This window comes from uncultured Nitrospira sp. (genome assembly GCA_902500695.1).
Classification (GTDB): domain Bacteria; phylum Nitrospirota; class Nitrospiria; order Nitrospirales; family UBA8639; genus Nitrospira_E.
Map to the genome: position 1 here is coordinate 1 of CABVRQ010000036.1, position 19,919 is coordinate 19,919.

At 49.4% G+C, this 19,919-nt stretch carries 16 protein-coding genes and 1 tRNA gene; 14 read left to right on the forward strand and 3 right to left on the reverse strand.

The window, feature by feature from the left end:
- The first annotated feature begins 237 nt into the window (after positions 1-237).
- Together AAH187_RS10580 and AAH187_RS10585 are read left to right on the forward strand one after the other, a co-directional pair.
- Positions 238-1,545, forward strand: coding sequence for an adenylosuccinate synthase (locus AAH187_RS10580; RefSeq protein ID WP_342348425.1), 1,308 nt, complete (start codon positions 238-240; stop codon positions 1,543-1,545).
- 76 nt (positions 1,546-1,621) lie between these two features.
- A tRNA-Lys gene (locus tag AAH187_RS10585) sits at positions 1,622-1,697 on the forward strand.
- Between the two features lie 159 nt (positions 1,698-1,856).
- Here AAH187_RS10585 and AAH187_RS10590 read toward each other — a convergent pair.
- A complete protein-coding gene (locus AAH187_RS10590; RefSeq protein WP_342348426.1) occupies positions 1,857-3,425 on the reverse strand; it encodes an HDOD domain-containing protein in 1,569 nt (522 codons plus the stop codon).
- Between the two features lie 190 nt (positions 3,426-3,615).
- On the opposite strand from AAH187_RS10590, the gene AAH187_RS10595 reads away from it, so the two are divergent.
- Positions 3,616-4,377 (forward strand): hypothetical protein, encoded by a 762-nt coding sequence (locus tag AAH187_RS10595; protein WP_342348427.1) that lies wholly within the window; start codon positions 3,616-3,618, stop codon positions 4,375-4,377.
- Positions 4,378-4,529: 152 nt separating this feature from the next.
- On the opposite strand, the gene AAH187_RS10600 is transcribed toward AAH187_RS10595, so the two are convergent.
- Entirely contained in the window at positions 4,530-5,459 is a 930-nt protein-coding gene (locus tag AAH187_RS10600; RefSeq protein WP_342348428.1) for a P-loop NTPase, read from the reverse strand.
- A 269-nt stretch (positions 5,460-5,728) separates the two neighbouring features.
- On the opposite strand from AAH187_RS10600, the gene rimP reads away from it, so the two are divergent.
- The 11 genes from rimP (at position 5,729) to AAH187_RS10655 (ending at position 17,231) form a co-directional block, all read left to right on the forward strand.
- On the forward strand, positions 5,729-6,208 hold the full coding sequence (gene rimP / locus AAH187_RS10605; RefSeq protein ID WP_342348429.1) for a ribosome maturation factor RimP: 480 nt from the start codon (positions 5,729-5,731) through the stop codon (positions 6,206-6,208).
- 72 nt (positions 6,209-6,280) lie between these two features.
- On the forward strand, positions 6,281-7,486 hold the full coding sequence (nusA, locus tag AAH187_RS10610) for a transcription termination factor NusA (RefSeq protein WP_342348430.1): 1,206 nt from the start codon (positions 6,281-6,283) through the stop codon (positions 7,484-7,486).
- 28 nt (positions 7,487-7,514) lie between these two features.
- On the forward strand, positions 7,515-10,124 hold the full coding sequence (gene infB, locus AAH187_RS10615; protein ID WP_342348431.1) for a translation initiation factor IF-2: 2,610 nt from the start codon (positions 7,515-7,517) through the stop codon (positions 10,122-10,124).
- A 25-nt stretch (positions 10,125-10,149) separates the two neighbouring features.
- Entirely contained in the window at positions 10,150-10,437 is a 288-nt protein-coding gene (locus tag AAH187_RS10620) for a DUF503 domain-containing protein (protein ID WP_342348432.1), read from the forward strand.
- A 24-nt stretch (positions 10,438-10,461) separates the two neighbouring features.
- Complete coding sequence (rbfA, locus tag AAH187_RS10625) at positions 10,462-10,881, forward strand: 30S ribosome-binding factor RbfA (protein ID WP_342348433.1); 420 nt, start codon at positions 10,462-10,464, stop codon at positions 10,879-10,881.
- Positions 10,882-10,901: 20 nt separating this feature from the next.
- A complete protein-coding gene (gene truB / locus AAH187_RS10630) occupies positions 10,902-11,870 on the forward strand; it encodes a tRNA pseudouridine(55) synthase TruB (protein ID WP_342348434.1) in 969 nt (322 codons plus the stop codon).
- 102 nt (positions 11,871-11,972) lie between these two features.
- Positions 11,973-12,242: a 30S ribosomal protein S15 gene (gene rpsO, locus AAH187_RS10635; protein ID WP_312644214.1), complete on the forward strand. Its 270-nt coding sequence runs from the start codon at positions 11,973-11,975 to the stop codon at positions 12,240-12,242.
- A 126-nt stretch (positions 12,243-12,368) separates the two neighbouring features.
- Positions 12,369-14,474 (forward strand): polyribonucleotide nucleotidyltransferase, encoded by a 2,106-nt coding sequence (gene pnp / locus AAH187_RS10640; RefSeq protein WP_342348435.1) that lies wholly within the window; start codon positions 12,369-12,371, stop codon positions 14,472-14,474.
- A gap of 20 nt (positions 14,475-14,494) precedes the next feature.
- The gene (locus AAH187_RS10645; protein WP_342348436.1) at positions 14,495-15,763 is read left to right on the forward strand and encodes a pitrilysin family protein; all 1,269 of its coding nucleotides are present in this window, start codon (positions 14,495-14,497) and stop codon (positions 15,761-15,763) included.
- Between the two features lie 188 nt (positions 15,764-15,951).
- Positions 15,952-16,491 (forward strand): hypothetical protein, encoded by a 540-nt coding sequence (locus AAH187_RS10650; RefSeq protein WP_342348437.1) that lies wholly within the window; start codon positions 15,952-15,954, stop codon positions 16,489-16,491.
- A gap of 59 nt (positions 16,492-16,550) precedes the next feature.
- Positions 16,551-17,231, forward strand: coding sequence for a hypothetical protein (locus tag AAH187_RS10655; protein WP_342348438.1), 681 nt, complete (start codon positions 16,551-16,553; stop codon positions 17,229-17,231).
- A gap of 100 nt (positions 17,232-17,331) precedes the next feature.
- On the opposite strand, the gene mutS is transcribed toward AAH187_RS10655, so the two are convergent.
- The coding region (mutS, locus tag AAH187_RS10660; RefSeq protein ID WP_342348439.1) for a DNA mismatch repair protein MutS at positions 17,332-19,919 on the reverse strand (2,588 nt) is incomplete at its 5' end.

A 19,919-nucleotide genomic window follows, 5' to 3' on the forward strand; every position in this document is an offset into this window, starting at 1 on the left:
CCGGCGACCTCGTGAATGCCATTCACGCGCGCTCCCAACTGCGCTACAGCCCCACACCGAAAATGATGCTATCACGCGACTACGGTTCGGTCAAGAAAATCAGAGGTAAGAAAGGCAGGGCTCCCTCGTTGACAAATTCTGCGTTGAGACCTACGATTCACCCTTGAAGCTCTGGCTGACCCGCTGGCCGAGTTTTTTTTTGTCCCGTGCTCTTGTCCTGTGCGTGTGGAGGAAACTATGGCCGCGTTGGTTGTCGTCGGCTCCCAATGGGGAGATGAAGGAAAAGGAAAAATTGTGGATCTTCTCGCCAAGGATGCGGATGTCATTGTCCGCTATCAGGGAGGTTCCAATGCCGGCCATACGGTCATTACTAATAAAGGCACGTTTATTTTTCATTTGATTCCTTCGGGTATTCTCTATCGAGGGAAGATGTGCGCGTTGGGGAATGGGGTTGCCATTGATCCGGCCGGGTTGATCGAGGAGTTGGATCGTTTGACTTCTAAGGGGATTCCGGTTGGAAAACGATTTCTTATTAGTAATCGGGCTCATGTCATTATGCCGTACCATAAAGCCATCGATAAGGCGGCAGAGCAGGCGAAAGGGGCTCGGCGAATCGGGACGACGGGCCGGGGCATTGGGCCGGCGTATGTCGATAAGATGGCGCGAGTCGGCATTCGCATGGGAGATTTGTTAAACCCCGATGTGTTGCAACAAAAGATCAAGGAAAACCTGGTAGAAATTAATGCGTTCTTAGAGCGCATTTATAATGTAGATGGTTTCACCGTTGAGAAAATTTTTAAAGATTATCAGGCCTATGGTGAGCGGCTTCGTCCTCATATTACGGATGTGGCCTTGGTCCTGGATCGAGCCTTTGAGAGTAAGAAACGTGTCTTGTTTGAAGGGGCGCAGGGAACCCATTTAGATGTCGATTTTGGGACCTATCCTTATGTAACATCTTCGAGTTCCTGCTCGGGGGGTGCGTGCACCGGAAGTGGGGTCGGTCCCACGACGATTACGGGAGTCCTGGGTGTGACGAAGGCCTATACCACCAGAGTGGGTGGAGGTCCGTTTCCGACAGAATTGACGGATGAAATGGGTCAGCAACTCATGCAGCGTGGAAATGAATACGGGTCGACAACGGGTCGGGCCCGCCGGTGTGGCTGGTTGGATATGGTGTTATTGCGATATGCCGTTCGAATCAACGGACTCACCTCATTGGCAATCACGAAGTTGGATGTGCTGGACGGCTGCAAAGAATTGAAGATTTGTACGGGATATCGATATCAGGGAAAGCTCCACAAGGAAATGCCAGGTGATTTGGAAATATTGGCCGGCTGTGAACCGGTGTATGAACGATGGAAGGGCTGGACAACCGAAACGTCTGGCTTGAAGGCCCATCGAGGTCTTCCTCCTGCAGCTAAACGGTACTTGGCCAGAATTGAGGAATTAACCGGATGTCGAATAGATATGATTTCAACCGGTTCCAAACGTGAAGATACAATTATTGTGAGAAATCCATTGATTCGATCACGCAAGGGCTCATAGTTTAAATGCTCCTTTAGATTTTTCTTTACTGTAAGTTTGACAACACCGGAATCCATTGTTAGCATCGCGACCCGGTGAGCCGCTAGCTCAGTTGGTAGAGCATCGCCCTTTTAAGGCGAGGGTCGTGCGTTCGAGCCGCACGCGGCTCACCATAAATATCACGTCCTACTTGTGATTGACTCCTCAATAATCCAGCCGGAACACGGGTTACATCTCCTATGGGTAAGAATTCATTACCCGTGAAAATCATTTAAAAAAACATAGTGCGGCACCCTTAGCAAAAGAAGAGTGCCGCATGAAGTCAAAAATAGTTAGTGCTTGGTGGCTAATCGAGCAAGGTTGGCATTGGTTTGGGACAACACCAAGGCGAAGGCCGCAAAATCCGTGTCGGTCAATGGATGCCCCGTAGAACCTCGATCCACGAGGATGACCCCTATAGGCCTATTTGGTGCATATAAGGTTCCGGCGAAGCCGGGTTGGTCGCCCCAGTATTTTAAAAAGTCGGTTGGCATTCCTCCGGATTCCCCTTCCTGGCCCAACGAAGAATATTGAATTGGGTGGAAGCTATGGAGCAATCGGTCCCAGAAATTTCCATGAGACAGAGGGCAATGAAACGCGTCCTGGATAGTTTCCGCATGCGGACCATACCCGATTTTGGCCTGGAGTTTATCTTTTCCCGGTACCACCAATGCGAGCCAGACCCGTTCAAATCCATATGAAACATAGAGAGTTCTGGTGGCAAAGGTGAGCAGCGAGGAGGGTTCGGATATTTTCATGGCCTGAATCGTGAAATCCAGCAATGGTCTATCGGATGCCGGAGATGGCGGGAGAGAAGGTGAGGCTTGCTGATCCGGTTTTGCTGTTTCTGCGGGAAGAATTCCTTCTTGGTGTAAAGCCTGATGTATCGTTTGTGTGAGCCGATGGAGGTGGTGGTTGTGAAGTATTGTGCCATCGGCTTCAGATGCGGGAAGAAAATGCTGTCGATCAATGTTGATGGCCGAGGCAATTTCTGAGGCTTGCCTAAAAGCTTGGGACACGGTGTGTTCCAATTGGATCATGGAGAGGCCGAATGGGGGAAGAAACTGTTCGATCAGGCCTTGGAGTACCTCTCCCTGTCCGGCAGCCAATGGGTTCAGGAGGCAATAGCTCAGTTCATTAGCGGCTCGAACGATACTTTCCATGATCCGTTGATCTGCTTCGGGACGGGATTTAGGCCAGACCGGTTTTTTCTCCAATAATTGAACCAGGCTGTCCGGCAGATTCCAATGCTTGGCCATGGCGGCAGCGATGACATGCAGCGGTCGTCCCAAGAGAGACAGTTCGGCTTTGGCGACCTTGGCTGGATCTTCCCGGCGTATGACCTCGAGTTGTTCGCCCACGTCCGGTCGACAGAGGGCGAGGATGAGGTCTCCCAGTGAGTAGAGCATGGCATTGGTAAATAACGATCCCGCCTCCCCGTAATTGATGGTTTTTCCAAGTTCCTGGGCTTGAGTTCCGGCGACGAGAGCCCGTGCCAGGAGGTGTTTCAGGTTGACGGTGTTGGCTCCGAAGGTGTCGGCTTGTTCAATTAATTGGGCTGAGACCACCATGGCGCGAGTGACGTCAAATCCAATAAGGGCCACCGCATAGGTTGGGGTTTTGACCGGTGTGCGGGTATGATAGGCAGGGCTATTCGCGATTTTAATGACATTGGCCATCATGGCTTGGTCGCGCATGATAATTTCTCCAATGTCGCTGGCACTTGAGCGTTTATCCTGCGTAAGATTGAGAACTTGGATACAACTTTGCCGGAGAATAGGCAGAGTTTCCGGGGCATCCGCGAGCAGGCTTTCAAGAAAGGAAGCCTGTGTTGTGTGGCCGATGGCGGTAGCGGGTTTCATGGTAGCACGTCCGGCAGAGTTGAATACCGTGCGGTGATTCTGGTGCCCGGTGGATTTAGATCATGGAAATTAAACTTGATGGTTGGCCCTAAAGGTTAATTCTCGGTTATATTTTCCGAAATATTAAACCCTCCCCACTCTCGGCGGTGGGATGTCGGTCTCCTTTTTTTTTGAATTGGGTGGTACCTGCATGAGAAATAGAATTTCCTGCTCCGCTCAAGAGCTGAACCAATTAGATGCGGACATGCTTCAATCAGTGGTTGGAGGAACGGTCTTCGAAGAAGGCCGCCAATATTTTTCAGCCCAACGAGTCAAAATCCTTGATGCCGACCGGACGCAAATCACGGCCGAGGTCAATGGCGTCTATGGCGTGTATACGCAAATCATTAAGTTGCGAGCGGGGACCTTGTCGACCAGGTGTTCCTGCCCATCGACGGAACAACCATTTTGTCGGCATTGTGTGGCGGTGTTACTGCACCAATTTCATAACGGTTCCTCCTACAAGCCGAGTGCTAAGGAAAATCATAAGGATCCGGTTCCTCCTGCCGATCAGCGGGGAGGGGTAGGAGTACCCTATGCGGAGGAATCCGCAGGTGCGGGTGATTTGAATTTTTGGGAAGCTATTTTGTTTATCGATTGGATTCAGAAAGCCGTTGGACTTTTAGGTAAGGAGGCCACCTTGCCTCCAGTGCCTGGTTCTTTGGGGGGCGTTGCGCGGGAATGGGTGGGTGTGGTTGAACGCCTCAATTCACAATGCTTGGAAGGCGAGGAAGATCGGATTGATGCGTTGCGGAGTCTGCAATCAGCCGAAGGCATGATTGATAAGCTTACGAGGGAGCAGGAAACTTTAAAAATGGAATCCGAGCTGGCTCAACAGAATTGCAGGGTGTTGGAGAAAAAAGTCAAACAATTGCAAGATTCATTGAAAGAGGTCTCTGAGTCCTCTAACTAGGTAAGGCGGGTAGCAGGCTTGGCAGGCAAATTGGCTTTTAGGTTAAGGCAAGGCTCAGTAAAACGGGAAGCCAGTCTTTTGACTCTTTTCATGTAGGAGGAGAGCCGCCAGGTTTTTTCAAAAAACCCAAGGCAATGATGTCCGTAAATTTTTCATGCTCGAATCTTTCTGGGCTCTTCCATCCGGCCAACTGATCCAGGTGTTCGTCCCACCATCTCAAGTACATTGGCGGCAATTTGGTTCAGCGCGATGGTTGCAGGAGAAGAGGGAGCCAGTTCTGCCACCGGAAGATATTTCAAGATGGATTGCTGAACCTGAATATCCTCTGGAATATTGCCTAAGATAGAGAGGTCGGTTCCGACATATTGTTTAAGCAGATGTTGTAAGTGCAGGGTATTGATCCTGGATTTTGGTGTCATTCGGTTTAAGATGAGGGCCGGATGAAACCTCTTTAAAGCTTCTTGAGCAATTGCCACACCTGATTCGCTCGTTCTTCCAACGGCTTCCAGTACGGCTGTGACACTATGGAAGTCTTTGTCCAGAAGGGCGTCGGCCACTGGGTCCCGGGCTAAAAAAGCCGTAAGAACCTTTCGAATGGCGGCAAGTTTAATGAATCGATACAGATCTAAGACCGAAGTCGGGTCAGGGGTGGCCACGGCAAGGAAATAGTCCGCGAGGAGAAAAAAATCCAGTGCGTGATAACTGGTGCCTGCGCCGACGTCAACGAGAATGATATCTGCATCAAGTGTTTGCAAGTGCCGAATAAGGCGTTTTTTTTTGGCATGTTGCAAGTTTGCGGTAATGAGCGTTTCCCCGGTTCCAGGAATGAGCTTCAGGGAGGAGAGGCCGGGAATAGGGTGGGCGATCTCATTTAAGTTTTTGAGCGTGTTTGTCAAGAAATCTGAGAGAGTGGATGGAGGATGGAACATTCCAAACAAGATGTGGAGATTAGCCCCCCCAATGTCCATGTCGACCAGCGTGACGCGAAGTCCCTTTTTGGCAAGGAGGAGTCCAAGATTGCTGACGACCATACTTTTTCCAACCCCGCCCTTACCGGAGGCTACAGAAACTATGCAAGGCATCGGTTGAACTCCTCTCTCGTTGCTTTCACCAGGAAGTGAGTATCACCATACTCAGAAAATAGCTTATCATAGGGTTTTCCTTATGCCCATGGTAAGGGAATGCTCGTGAGTAAGACCTGTTGAGAGATTTTGCCCAACTAGGACGTTGCGGTGAATCGGGTGAGCTCTTGCCTTTAAAAATGGAAAATGCTAGGTTGATTGCGAGTAGAGTGGGCGTGAGCCCACTTTTTTTTGGTCTTGGCTTGTGGCCGCTGTAGCGAGGAATTGTGGTGGCCTTCACGGCTGAAAATATTGAGCAGGTTATTCGCCAAGCGGGCGAACCAATCGCTCGAGCCCTAGGAGTGGAAATCATTGAGGTTCAGTGCACCGGGAGACCCGCCAACCTTTTGGTTCGATTGACTCTTGATAAAAAGGGGGGAGTTGGAATTGAAGATTGTGGACAATTCCACCAGTCCCTGCGCCGAACCTGGGAGGTTCTTCACCCAGAGCAAGCCGCGTATCGGTTTGAGGTTTCTTCGCCTGGGTTAGATCGACCGCTCCGAGATCCCAAAGATTATGAACGGGTGGTGGGCGAACGACTTCGAGTCACTCTAAAAAGCTCGATCAAGAAGCAATCAGTTGTCTTGGGGCAATTGATTACCGTCACAGATATGGGGATTCATTTAATGGATGACCAAAGCAAGAATCCTCAAGAAGTCGTTGTGGCCTGGGATGATATTGCCAAAGCGAGACTAGAGGTTTCGTTCTAACGCTTTATTGGAAATGCGCACCAACCGCCCATGTCCGTTTGAACCGCTCATCGTGCCTTGCGAGGAATACAAATGAAAAGTGAACTCATGTTGGTCATTGATCAAATCGGTCGGGAGAAAGGGATTGATAAGGCTAAAGTCATTATGGCCTTGGAGTCGGCGCTTCTCACGGCGGCAAAGAAACGATTTGGGCATGGCGAAAATATTCAAGTCGATATTGATACGGAAACCGGCGAAATTTCTATTGTAAAGAAAAAGATTATTTCCGAGAACGTACTGGATTCCAAAACAGAAATTTCATTGGAAGATGCCAGGAAAATTGATGATGAAGCTGAAATGGGAGACGAAATTGGCTCACTCATCGAGTTGGAAGAATTTGGGCGAATAGCCGCACAGGCCGCGAAGCAGGTCATTTGCCAAAAAGTTCGAGAGGCTGAATGGGAGTCGATTGAACGGGAATATTCCAAAAAAGAAGGGGAGTTAGTGCATGGGGTCATTTTGGGCCAAGAGCGTCGAAATTACCTGGTGGACATTGGAAAAACAGAGGCCCTTCTCCCGATTCAAGAGCAAATCCCGCGTGAAGCTCACCGACGGGGTGATCGAGTGCGGGCGTTGCTGCTAGAAGTTCGACGAACTCCCAAGGATGTGCAAGTCATCCTCTCCCGAGCACATCCCCAATTCGTGGTGAAATTGTTTGGTCTGGAAGTGCCTGAAATATCAGAGAAAATTGTTGAAATTAAGGGAGTGGTGCGTGAGCCTGGCGACCGGACGAAAATTTCAGTGGCCTCACGGGATAAGGCGGTTGATCCGGTTGGCGCGTGTGTTGGAGTCAAAGGTTCACGTGTCCAGGCCATTGTTCGGGAATTGCATGGCGAGAAAATAGATATTATCCCCTGGACAAATGATCCTCGCGTGTTTATTGGGGAAGCCTTGAACCCTGCCTCCATTGAAAAAGTAGGGATTGACGAACAAAAAAAATCGGCATTGGTGGTGGTGGCTGATTCTCAGCTCTCTTTGGCAATTGGGAAGAACGGGCAAAACGTCCGCTTAGCAGCAAAATTGACAGGTTGGAAGATTGATATCATTAGCTCTACAGAATACGAAAAGCAAAAGCTTGAGCGCGACTTAGAGATTAAGGCTGCCTTGGCTGAAGAGGCTGCACAGATTCCAGAAGAGCCGGCGGGAAATGCCAAGGAGTCTGAAGTAGTCTCACAAGATGAAAGCATAGATAATCCAGCGGTGGTACCAACAGAGTCAGGGCAGAGTTCGGGATCGTAAGAATACGGCTTCACAGTAAAGGACGTGCATGAGAGTTCATGAGATAGCCAAAAAAATTGGGATGGAGAGCCGTTTGCTTATTCCTGAATTAGTGCGACTTGGCATTCAGGTTAGTTCCCATAGCAATACAGTGGAAGACAATATGGCCAAATGGGCGATGAATATTATTCTTGGTAAATCTCCTGAAACAACCCCCAAGCCTGGGGATTCATCTGCTTCAGGGAATGTCGGTGTGAAAAGCTCTGAGGGGGGGCGCCTTCTGAAAAAAGATTCGTCGACATCCGTGAGGCATCGGTCTGAGGCCGTGGCCGAAGGTCCGAAAAAAGCCGAAAAAAAACACATACTGATTAAGAAGAAAAAAACAGAAGAAGAAATCCTGGAAGAGATGGGGGAATTGTCTCCCGTCGGGGAGGATGAGTCAGAAGAGTCACCCGATATCCAGGGGGAGTCAGAGGCTCCCTTAGATACGGCTCCCGTTTTAACTCAGAGTCCTGGCGAATCGGTCGTGGAATCTCATCAAGAAGTCCATGCCTTATTGCCCACTGAATCGGGAGAGCTTCCTGGTGGTGTGGCGACTCCACCTGTTCCCAGTGTGAAAAGCGAGGCAATTCCTCCCTCTGATAAAACCAGTGAAAAAGATAGAAAAAGCGAAGGGAAACTCGATAAAAAGAGTGCCGTTCCATCTCGAGAGGTTCCCATAGAGGAAAAAGGCAAGAAAATTAAAAAAGGTGTGCGTGTAAAAGATGAAGATGCTTTTGCCGCCCGCTTTGAAGATGCTGCGGTCTGGCAAGATCTTCGACCGTTGCCAACGTTACGACGTGAGGAACGTACCCGTCAGGTTCAACAGCCTTCGGTGGGTGAAGTCACAAAACCCAGGAAAAAAGTTATGAAGGTTACTGCTGGGATATCCGTGAAGGATTTCGCCGAGGTCATTGGCCAGAAACCGACGGAAATTATTCGAAAATTAATGGATTTAAATATTGTTAAAACTCTCAATCAACCTATGGATTTAGAAGCCGGAGTACTGATTGCCGATGGCTATGGCCTTGTGGTTGAGGCCGTGGCTGCTAAAGGAGGGGAAGCCCTCTTGGATGAGGTGCTTGAAGGGGGAGACCATGGACAGTTAGAGCCACGGGCGCCAGTGGTGACGGTCATGGGACATGTCGATCATGGGAAAACCTCGTTGCTGGATGCCATTCGGCAGACCCAGGTGACCGACCAGGAGGCGGGAGGGATTACTCAGCACATTGGTGCGTCATTTGTGAAAGCTGGTGAACGTGGTGTGACGTTCCTGGATACCCCGGGCCATGAAGCCTTTACGGCGATGCGGGCTCGTGGGGCTCAGGTCACTGATATTGTCGTCTTGGTCGTGGCCGCAGACGATGGGCCGATGCCTCAGACCATTGAAGCCATTAATCATGCGCAAGCGGCCAATGTGCCGATTATCGTGGCCGTGAATAAAATGGACAAGCCGGGGGCGAATCCCGATCGGGTCAAGCAAAGTTTAGCCGAGCATGGCCTGCAACCTGAAGCATGGGGAGGTCAAACCATTTTTGTTGAAGTTTCAGCCAAGCAAAACAAGGGGTTAGACCAATTGCTTGACATGTTGTTACTTCAGGCAGAAATTATGGAATTGAAAGGCGATTCCACCTGTTCCGCTCGAGGGGTCGTGTTAGAAGCGAAGTTGGATAAGGGGCGTGGACCTGTTGCCACGGTGTTGATTCAAGCCGGAACTTTACGAATCGGAGAATCGTTTGTCGTGGGTTCAGTGAGCGGTCGAGTGCGAGGATTAACATCGGATAAAGGCGAACGCCTGAAGGAAGCCGGGCCATCGATACCGATAGAAGTCATTGGCTTACTGGGGGTTCCTGAGGCCGGTGATCAACTGGTCGTGGTGAAGGATGAGCGGGCTGCGAGGGAAATTGCCCAGGCCAGGCACCAAAAGCAAAAAGATGTAGGTCTCTCATCTACGTCCAGAAGAACGCTTGAGGAGCTTTATGCGGAATCTAAAGATGGGGAAATCAAGGAATTGCCGCTACTGATCAAGGCGGATGTGCAAGGATCGGTTGGGGCGTTAGGCGATGCCCTTCTGAAGATTTCTACCGACGCGGTCAAGCTTAAGCTCATTCATAGTGGAGTGGGAGGCATCAACGAAACTGATGTGTTATTAGCGGCTGCTTCGAAAGCGATTATCATTGGATTTCATGTTCGTCCGGATTCAAAGGCGGCTGCAATTGCTGAACGTGAGGGCGTGGAAATTCGGTTGTACACCATCATTTATAATATTCTTGATGACATTCGTTCGGCTGCAGAAGGGCTTCTGGCTCCAACGATCAGGGAGCGGGTCATGGGGCATGCGGAGGTTCGGCAACTATTCTCTGTTCCGAAAATGGGTACCATTGCCGGCTGTTACGTGAATGATGGGTCGATATCCCGTTCAAACACCAAAGTGAGAGTTGTGCGTGATCAGGTGATGGTTTATGAAGGAAAAATAGGATCGTTACGGAGGTTCAAGGACGATGCACGGGAAGTTCAGCAAGGCTATGAATGCGGAATTGGAGTTGAGAATTTCAATGATTTAAAAATCGGCGATGTGTTAGAGGCCTACGTGTTGGAAGAGGAGGCCACAAAATTATAATACAGAATGGATAAGGGGATCCTGAATGGGGATGATCGTGGGGTTGTGCACGCTCGAACTCCATATCCCTGATGTCCAATCCCTAAAAGGTAAGCGTCAGGTACTCTCAAGCTTGGTTACCCGATTGCGAAATCGGTTTAATATTTCCGTTGCTGAAATTGACGAGCAGGACCTTTGGCAAAAATCCATTTTGGGGGTGGTGTGTGTGGCGAATGACACGGGAAGGGTCAATCACGTCTTAGACCAGGTCCTCAACTTTATACGATCTAATCCCTCCCTCGAGCTTTTACGATCTCAAATTGAAGTCTTGTAAGCTCTCATATAAATTTTTCACCTCATGGCAAACACAAATAGCAGTCGGGCGACGAGAGTTGCCGATCAGATCCGGATGGAAGTGGCAGAGATTCTTTCCAGAAAAACTAAGGATCCACGTATCCAATTCGTGACCGTGACCGGGGTGAAGATGACGGCAGATCTCAAAATCGCACGGATATATGTGACCGCTTTGGATCAAGCCCATTTTGATCAGGTTACAGGGCCTGGTCTTAAAAGCGCTGTGGGGTTTGTTCGCACGGAATTGGGCCGACGGTTAAATCTGCGTTATACGCCGGAATTGGTTTTTTATCGTGATACGAGTGCTGAGTATGGGAATCGAATTGAAAAGTTGTTGGATTCTCTGCATGAAGAATCTGAGAAATCCGGTGAAACTGAGTCATCATCCCCTCTCCTCAATAAGAGCGAAAGTGTAGACGGGTAATGGCATCAATGGGGTCTTGCATGGACCAGTCTAAAGCCTCGAAGGCAGCGCAGGGTATGGCCTTGCATGGAGTCCTGAATGTGAATAAGCCTGATGGATGGACATCGCATGATGTGGTGCAACGCCTCAGGTCAGGTTTGGGTATTCAGAAAGTTGGGCATGCGGGGACCTTGGATCCTCATGCGACAGGTGTGTTGCCGGTCCTAATTGGAAAGGGAACAAAAATTGCCCAGTATCTGTTGGGATGGGAAAAAGAGTATGGCGCGGTGCTTCAATTGGGCCAGCGGACTGACACACAAGATGCTTGGGGTACGGTATTAGAGGAATTCCCAGTGGAATCTTTGACTGAGGATCGTATCCGGTCAGTGTTTGCGACGTTTCAAGGCTCTATCCAGCAAGTGCCGCCAATGTACTCGGCTGTAAAAATCGGGGGGCAACCCTTGTATAAAAAAGCCAGGAGAGGTGAGACGGTTGACCGACCGGCTAAAACCGTGGTGATCCATGATTTAGAAATTCAAAGACTGAATATCCCTGAGGTCGCGTTTCGAGTTGTCTGTTCTAAGGGAACCTATGTTCGAACCCTCTGCGAAGATATTGGAAACGTATTGCAGGTGGGTGGACATTTGAAATGGCTTCAGCGTCGACGGGTTGGGCCTATTCATGTTGATCAGGCCCTTGAGGTAGAATCCTTGCTTGGGGGACTTGAATTCTCTCATCTGGATGGGGCATTTTTGAGTTTGGATCAGGCTTTAGAAGGGTTTCACGCTGTTGAGGTGGATAGCGATGATGCTCGAAAGGTGCTCCATGGCAATGCGATATCCTGGGATCGTGTGGTCAACACGTATGTGGAATCAAGAGTTTCACCGAAGGGGGACAATATGGTGAGGGTGAAACAGAAAGATGGGCAATTGCTTGCTTTAGGGAGAGGCCCTGTTTTTCAGACAGGTAAGGGAGGTCCCGTATTAGCGATTGAAACGGTGTTTTCCTAGTTTATGAAAATTTAGGTTCGATTAAAAGTGGGGATAAGACGACATTGGTAGAAGGATTTTCTTACTGAACTCAGGTAACCCTGAGGAACTGGAGGAGGAGTTATGGGCTTAACGAAAGAAGCAAAAACGGCAGCAATAGAATCGCATCGGATTCACGACAAGGACACGGGTTCGTCTGAAGTGCAGATTTCCTTGTTAACAAATAGAATTACGAGTTTGACCGAACATTTCAAGACACACAAAAAGGACCATCACTCCCGAAGAGGCCTTTTGCGAATGGTCAGCAAGCGAAGAAAGTTATTGGATTATTTGCGGCGTCGAGACGAGGGAAAATACCAAGCCGTCATCGCTGCACTGGGCATACGGAAATAAGACAGAATACAGGTTTTAGGGTGAGCAGAATCAATGAGATGGGTGATCGATGCCCGGTTCTCAATGCGAAGCGAAGCCTCACACTCCATATCAATATATCCACTCAAGGATCAGAAAGGTTGAAACATGATTCATGTCGTTGAAATGGAAGTTGGTGGTCGCCCGCTTCGTTTGGAAACCGGTCGAATGGCCAAGCAGGCGGATGGTGCCGTATTGGCGACCTATGCGGATACTGTGGTGTTAGCTACGGCGGTAGCCTCAAAGACCTTGAAGGCTGACGCCGATTTCTTGCCTCTGACTGTAAACTATCAAGAAAAAGCCTACTCAGCTGGGAAAATACCTGGCGGGTTTTTCAAACGGGAAGGGGCACCAAGTGAAAAAGAGGTGTTAACGAGCCGACTCATTGACCGGCCGATTCGGCCATTGATGCCCGAAGGTTACTTCTATGAAACCCAGATCATTGTGTCGGTGCTTTCTATTGATCAGACGATGTCTTCGGACGTTATCGGTATTGTTGCCGCGTCGGCAGCCATGGCCATTTCAGATATTCCAGCCTCCGAACCTTTGGCAGGAGTGAGAATTGGAAGGGTGAACGGCCAATTCGTGGTTAATCCTGATAAGAAGGCCCAGGAAGAAAGTGAGTTAAACCTCGTCGTGGCTGGTACCAAGGACGCCGTGATGATGGTCGAAGCTGGGGCGGATGGGCTTTCGGAAGACACGATGATTGACGCGATCGAACTGGCACATCGTGAAATCAAGAATATCGTCGCCAAAATTGAAGAATTACGAGCAAAGGCGGGGAAAGTCAAACGGGTCTTGCAGGTGGAAGCCATTGACCCTGAAATTGAGCAAGCCGTTCGCAAAATCGCAGCCACTTCCATTGGTGAAGCGATGTATATTCCTGCTAAGGCGGAACGACAAGATCGTTTCGCTCAAATTCTTCAGGAAGCCATTGAGACAGTTGCCGGAGACGATGCTGATCGAAAAGCCAAGGTTAAAAAAGTATTTGCCAACTTGGAATATTCCGAAGTCCGGAGAATGATCCTGGAAAAAAAGAAAAGAGCCGATGGCCGGGGTCTATCCGACATTCGTCCGATATCCTCTGAGGCAGGAATTCTTCCTCGCACGCATGGTTCTGCATTATTTACCAGGGGGGAAACGCAGGCCCTGGCTGTGGTGACTTTGGGCACATCAGATGATGAGCAACGGATTGATGCGTTGGAAGGCGAGTATTTCCGCTCATTTATGTTGCATTATAATTTCCCGCCTTTTAGCGTGGGTGAGGCAAAAATGCTTCGTGGTCCGGGACGACGGGAAGTCGGGCATGGCAAATTGGCCCAACGGGCATTAGAGGCCGTACTTCCTTCCAAAGAAGAGTTCCCCTATACCATTCGGCTTGTCTCGGATATTCTAGAATCAAACGGGTCCTCTTCAATGGCCACAATTTGTGGTGGGGCATTAGCCATGATGGATGCGGGAGTACCCATCAAAACGCCGGTGGCAGGAATTGCGATGGGGTTGATTTTAGAACAGGGTGGCGTAGCGATTCTTTCAGATATTTTGGGTATGGAGGACCATCTTGGCGATATGGATTTCAAAGTGGCAGGAACGCGAGATGGAGTTACAGCCCTGCAGATGGATATTAAAATTGCAGGAATTACCCCTGACCTGATGCGACAGGCGTTGGCGCAGGCTCGTGAAGGCCGATTGCACATCCTTGGGAAAATGGATGAATGCCTGACGGTCCCTCGTACTGAGCTGGCGGCCTATGCGCCCCGTATCACCACGGTCCAGATCAAGCAAGATAAAATCAGGGATGTCATTGGGCCTGGCGGTAAAATGATTCGTAGTATCATTGCAGATTGTGGAGTAAAAGTGAATGTCGATGACTCAGGAGTCGTGACGATTGCGGCAGTAGACGGGGAGTCGGCGCAAAAGGCAATGGATATGGTTCTGCGGATTGTTGAAGAAGCGGAGATTGGGAAAATCTACCTTGGGACGGTGCGAAAGATTGTAGATTTTGGCGCCTTTGTGGAAATTCTTCCTGGTATGGATGGGCTTGTGCACATTTCGCAATTGGCTCCTCACCGTGTGGCCTCGGTCACGGACGAAATTTCTGAAGGGGAACAGATTCTTGTGAAAGTCCTGGAAATTGATCGACAAGGGAAGATTCGGCTTAGTCGAAAAGACGCCATGGCCGAACAGACGGACAAGGATCAGCTGACCTCTTAAGTTCCCCTGAGTAACAAAGCGTGTATAAAAAAGTCATATTGGATAACGGAGTCCGTGTTGTCCTGGAGCGGATGTCCTCATTGAAATCTGTTGCCCTAGGGGTGTGGGCCACGGTTGGAAGTCGTTACGAGGGAAAAGGTGAGGGTGGCCTATCTCATTTCATTGAACATATGATGTTCAAGGGCACGCCAAAACGGACTGCATCTCAGATTTCTAATGAGATCGATGCCTTGGGTGGTGAAATGAATGCCTTTACCACTCATGAAGCCACGGCTTTTTACGTGAAGGTGTTGGATCAGCAAATGGGGCTGGCATTTGATCTCATCGCCGATCTGTTTCACCATTCAAGGTTTTCTGCCAAGGACATTGCAAAAGAAAAGCAAATCGTTCTTGAGGAGATCCGTACCGTTCAGGATGACCCAGAGGACTATATTCATGAATTGCATGCCAAGGATATCTTCGGCTCCCATCCGTTGGGGCGTCCGATCTTGGGAGAGCCTGGGGTGATGAAGCGACTTAATCGCCAATTGCTCATGCAATATCGACAACAGCACTATCGACCGGAACACACGATTGTTGCAGTGGCCGGAAACTTTTCCTTTCCAGAAATCATTGATACCGTCAATACATATTTTGGTCAATGGAAGCGGAGCGGATATGACAAATATCCCTCAACTATCCAGGAAACACCCTGGCCCGATCAGCCGCAGGAACGACAAAGTCTTCACATGAAGCCACTGGAGCAGGTTCATGTGTGTGTCGGGTTTAAGGGGTTGCCGGTAGGGCATCCGGATCGGTATGCGGGTCATGTCTTAAGCACGATTCTGGGAGGAGGAGTCAGTTCGAGATTATTTCAGGAAATCCGGGAAAAACGCGGATTGGCCTATACCATTTATTCTCATCTTTCAGGTTTTTTGGATGGCGGGACACTTACTGTCTATGCTGCTACACGCCCGAATGAAGTTGCGGCCGTCATTGACCGAATTTGTCAGGAAACCAGGAAGTTATGCCGTCGGGACGTGGTGAGCAAGGAATTGGAGCGAACCAAAACCCAATTAAAGGGCGGTTTGATGTTGGGATTGGAAGGAACATACGGGCGGATGAATAAATTGGCAAAGGACGAAATGTATCAAGGGCGTCATGTCACCCTTCAGGAAATGGTTAAGGCCATTGATCGGATAACCCCTGAACAAATTCGGCAATTAAGCCAGAAATTATTTGATCTACAACAGTTTGTGGTGACGGCATTGGGACCCATTCCGAAAAGGGGAATTCCGAGGTGGGGATGACCCCTAAGCCGCATCTTTTTACGCTTGACAACCATGCCCTGGATGGGTAGCATGGGACCCTTTTAAAACTCTGATTTACCCTTTAAGAACTAAGGGTATAAGAAGTTTGGTAAATGTCGTTTCGAAGATAAACAAAGGTCAAGTTGTTTTTTAATTTTTGTCATTCTAACACTGTAAGGAGGGAGCAGATGAAGAAGTCATCTCTACGTCGTGAATTGGTAGCTCTCTGTGCCATGGGCCTGTTGGGCCTTGGATTAGCAAGCATTGGGTATGCTGCTGGCCCAGGTCCTGATAAGTCGAAAGGCGACCCAAATGATGTCACCAGCCAGGGTGATATTTCTTTTAAGGGCGAGGCAGTCACGAGTTTGAAGGGTCGGTTTTATGCACAATGGGCAGACAACCCTGAGGGCGAAATTTTATTCGGGATTCAGTATTGGAACGCATCTGGCCCACAAGAAACAGCCGATCCTCCAGGCCGGGCCACTGATGATCGCAACGTTGCACTCCCTGATCCAATGTATATCTGTTGCGCCTGGGGTTATACGGGTGGCAATGAAAAGAACAATCCTTATGGCGGTTGGTACAATCCACAAACTACCGTTCGCTTGGCTGTGAAAGACAAGGCGTTAATGGACCAACTCACGAAGGCAGCCCAAGAACTCGTGGCCATGGAAGTGCAATTAAGTGGTCGTACGATTACGGGATTTAAATTGTTAGAGGCAGAATAAACTTTTGTCCGATAATTCATGATTGAGAATTAAAACTTTACTCGAGGAGGGAAGCCATTATGAAAGGTGCTAAAAAGAAAGGGTTGGCCCTTGTTGGAGCCGTGGCGCTAGTTGGGGCAATGGCCTCAAGCGCGATGGCCATCGAAGCGTTTCAAGAGCGATTTGAGTGGGGTGATTTAAGCAAGCCAACGACCCTCCAAGGTCGGGTTGCTGTAGTCGATCCTTACGATAAAGCGGTGTGGATCAATGTCGCCGTGTTTGGTGGGAATGCGGAGAGTGGGTATTATTGGCAAAAATATTATCCTGGCAAAAATATCAAAGTGTATCCAGGCAGCGAGGAGATTTGGAAAACACTTGTGGCGGCCGGGAAAGATTCTTCAAGTCAGGCTGTGATGACAGACACGAAGCCATCAAATTATGGCTTGGTAGAAATTGTGGTTCAAGAAACTGAGCAAAACCACCGGGTGGTTTCTGCGGCTAAGTCCGTTCAGGAAGTAGCCGGGTCTCCTGAAAAACCAAGAAGTATCTCTACTCTTCGTACCACGCCGGTGTTGGATGCTATGCGGGCTGATTCATGGCCAGACCAACGCAAAATGCTCTATGATGTGTTGATTCCAGATGGCAAAGCCATTGTTGGAATTATTCCGTACTCTGATCAAGGTACCGGCCAGATTTACGATCCAGCCACGGCTACATTTGAGAAAGTACAAGTGCACAAGGAAATGGGTGGGAAGCATTAAGAAAGACGATAACCTTTAAAGAATATTAGATTAAAGGTTTTTAAAAGGGCCTGCGTGCAACGCAGGCCCTTTTTTTATTGGCGTGGTGTTTCCCTAAATATCAGGGATTGTGCTCGTTCAATCGAGCCTTCAAATCAGCTAGTCTATTCAGGGCTTCAAGCGGAGTCATCGAAAAGAGATCCATCTGCTTGACTTCATCTAAGATAACATGGGGCTTTGGCGAGACTTGTTCGAGAGGAGTGGGATTCACTGGCTCATCAGAGAGTGACACGTTGGTAGATGAGGCATCCTGTTCAAGCTGAGCCAGAATATTTCTTGCACGATCCAGGACCTGGTTTGGTATCCCTGCCAGTTTGGCGACTTGTATTCCGTAGCTTCGATCAGCCTTACCCTGGATGATTTTTCTTAGAAACAAGACGTCTTGCCCTTTTTCCTGAACAAGCACCGTGTAGTTTTTGATGCCTTCCCTGAGGGTCTCTAATTGAGTCATTTCATGGTAATGGGTGGCAAAAAGAGTCCGTGCTCCGAGATGCCCTCGGTCTAAGATATATTCGGCCAGTGCCCATGCGATACTCAGTCCATCATAGGTGCTGGTTCCCCTTCCAACTTCATCCAGCAACAATAAGCTTCGCGACGTCGCCGTGTCCAAAATTCTGGCTGTTTCACTCATTTCGACCATAAAGGTGCTTTGACCTGCGCTGAGATCATCGGCTGCCCCCACTCTGGTAAAAATCCGATCAACAATCCCTATCCGTGCTGACTCAGCCGGCACAAAGCTTCCCATTTGAGCCATAAGTACGATAAGGGCAACCTGTCGCAAGTATGTGCTCTTTCCAGCCATATTGGGACCGGTTATTAACAAAAGTCTGTTGGCGTCCAAGTCCAGTGTTGTATCGTTTGGAATAAATCCTTCAGTTTGCCGGATGTGTTCAATGACCGGATGGCGACCATCCGTGATTTGAATCGTTCCTCCTTCATGGACTGTTGGCTGGTGATACCGGTTAATGGTTGCCCCTTCAGCCAGGCCTGCCAGAACGTCCAGCGTAGCTAATTGTTGCGCCATCTCCTGGATTCTGATGGAGGCAGATCCGACACGGAGACGGATTTCTCCAAATAGCTTCGCTTCCAAATTCTTCATTTTTTGGTCCGCACTGGAAAGCCGACCTTCGAGATCTTGTAGTTCTCCCGTGGTAAACCGTTCGGCGTTGACCAGGGTTTGTTTCCGGTGATAATCCGCAGGGACACGTGGTAAATTCGCTTTCGTCACTTCAATGTAATAGCCAAAGACCTGATTGAATTTCACCTTAAGAGAGTCGATGCCGGTCCTGTTGCGTTCCCGAGTCTCCATTTCGGCCAGTAAACGGGTTCCTTCTTTTGCCAGAACTCGTAATTCATCCAGTTCCGTATTCACCCCTGCTTGAATAATGCCGCCCTCCTTTACTGAAAGGGGCGGATTGGGAATGATGGTGTCGGCAATCCAGGAGGAGACATCCAGGAGTGGATCCCAGGCGGCATGGATGGTTTGCAGCATGGGAGACTGGAGTGACGGTAAGAGTTGCTGAAGCAGAAGCAAATCTTCCAGAGAGCGATGGAGATTGATAAGGTCTCGAGGATTGGCCACTTCCAGGACAATTCGGCTATTCAGTCGCTCCAAGTCCTGCACCGTTTTCAGATAGTCACGAATCGTCATGCGAATCTCAAGATTGAGGACCAATTCCTTTACGGCTTCCTGGCGCAGGTGAATGGCCGGGACCTGAGTCAGGGGCCGGACGATCCACTGCCGCAAAAGTCTTGTGCCCATTGGTGTTTTGGTTTTGTCCAATGTCGTGAGCAAGGTAGGGCTTTGGCGCTGTTCGGATACGGGCTTGAGAACTTCTAAATTACGCAAAGTGGTCTGATCCAGTTGCATTTCATGTTCGAGAAGTCGAATCAATGGTCGTCGTATATGGCCATGTGCGAGTGTTGGCTGAGTGTCAGCCAGATAGCGTAAAAGGCCTCCTGCGGCCTGAAGTCCGGATTGGAGGCCATGGAGCTGGAGGTCTTCAACCTGATTGACCTGAAAGATTCTGGTGAGAATCGTCTTGCTTTCCTCAAGACCAAAGGTCGTGGCATCACGAGGCACGATACGGGCGATAGGCAAGGATTGGGATGCGGATGTCATTGCTTCCTGGAGTTGAGCAGGAAAGATGACTTCTTTGGGCTCAAGGCGGACGAGTTCATCGACGACCTCTTGCAGGGAATGCTTCATCCAGGATTCTGAGATCCAAAATTCGCCGGTTGAGAGGTCGAGGGAGGCCAGTCCGAAGCGATTGGCTCGTGTGGTATTTCCCGTGTTGGATATGGGGGTGTAACAAAGGGCTGACAGGAAATTGGCCTCTCCTGCCGGAAGCAACTCATGATCGTATAAGGTTCCCGGCGTATAGACCCGAACGACTTCACGACGGACGAGCCCTTTGGCAAGCTTGGGGTCTTCGACTTGTTCGCATAAGGCCACTATTTTCCCGGCTTTTAAGAGCTTTGCGATATACCCGGTTGAGGTGTGATAGGGCACTCCGCAAAGAGGGATGGCTTCCCCTTTGGCCTTCCCTCGTGCCGTTAACACGATGCCAAGGAGTTTCGAGGCTTCTTCGGCGTCCTCAAAAAACATTTCATAAAAATCCCCAACACGAAAAAATACAATGGCATCAG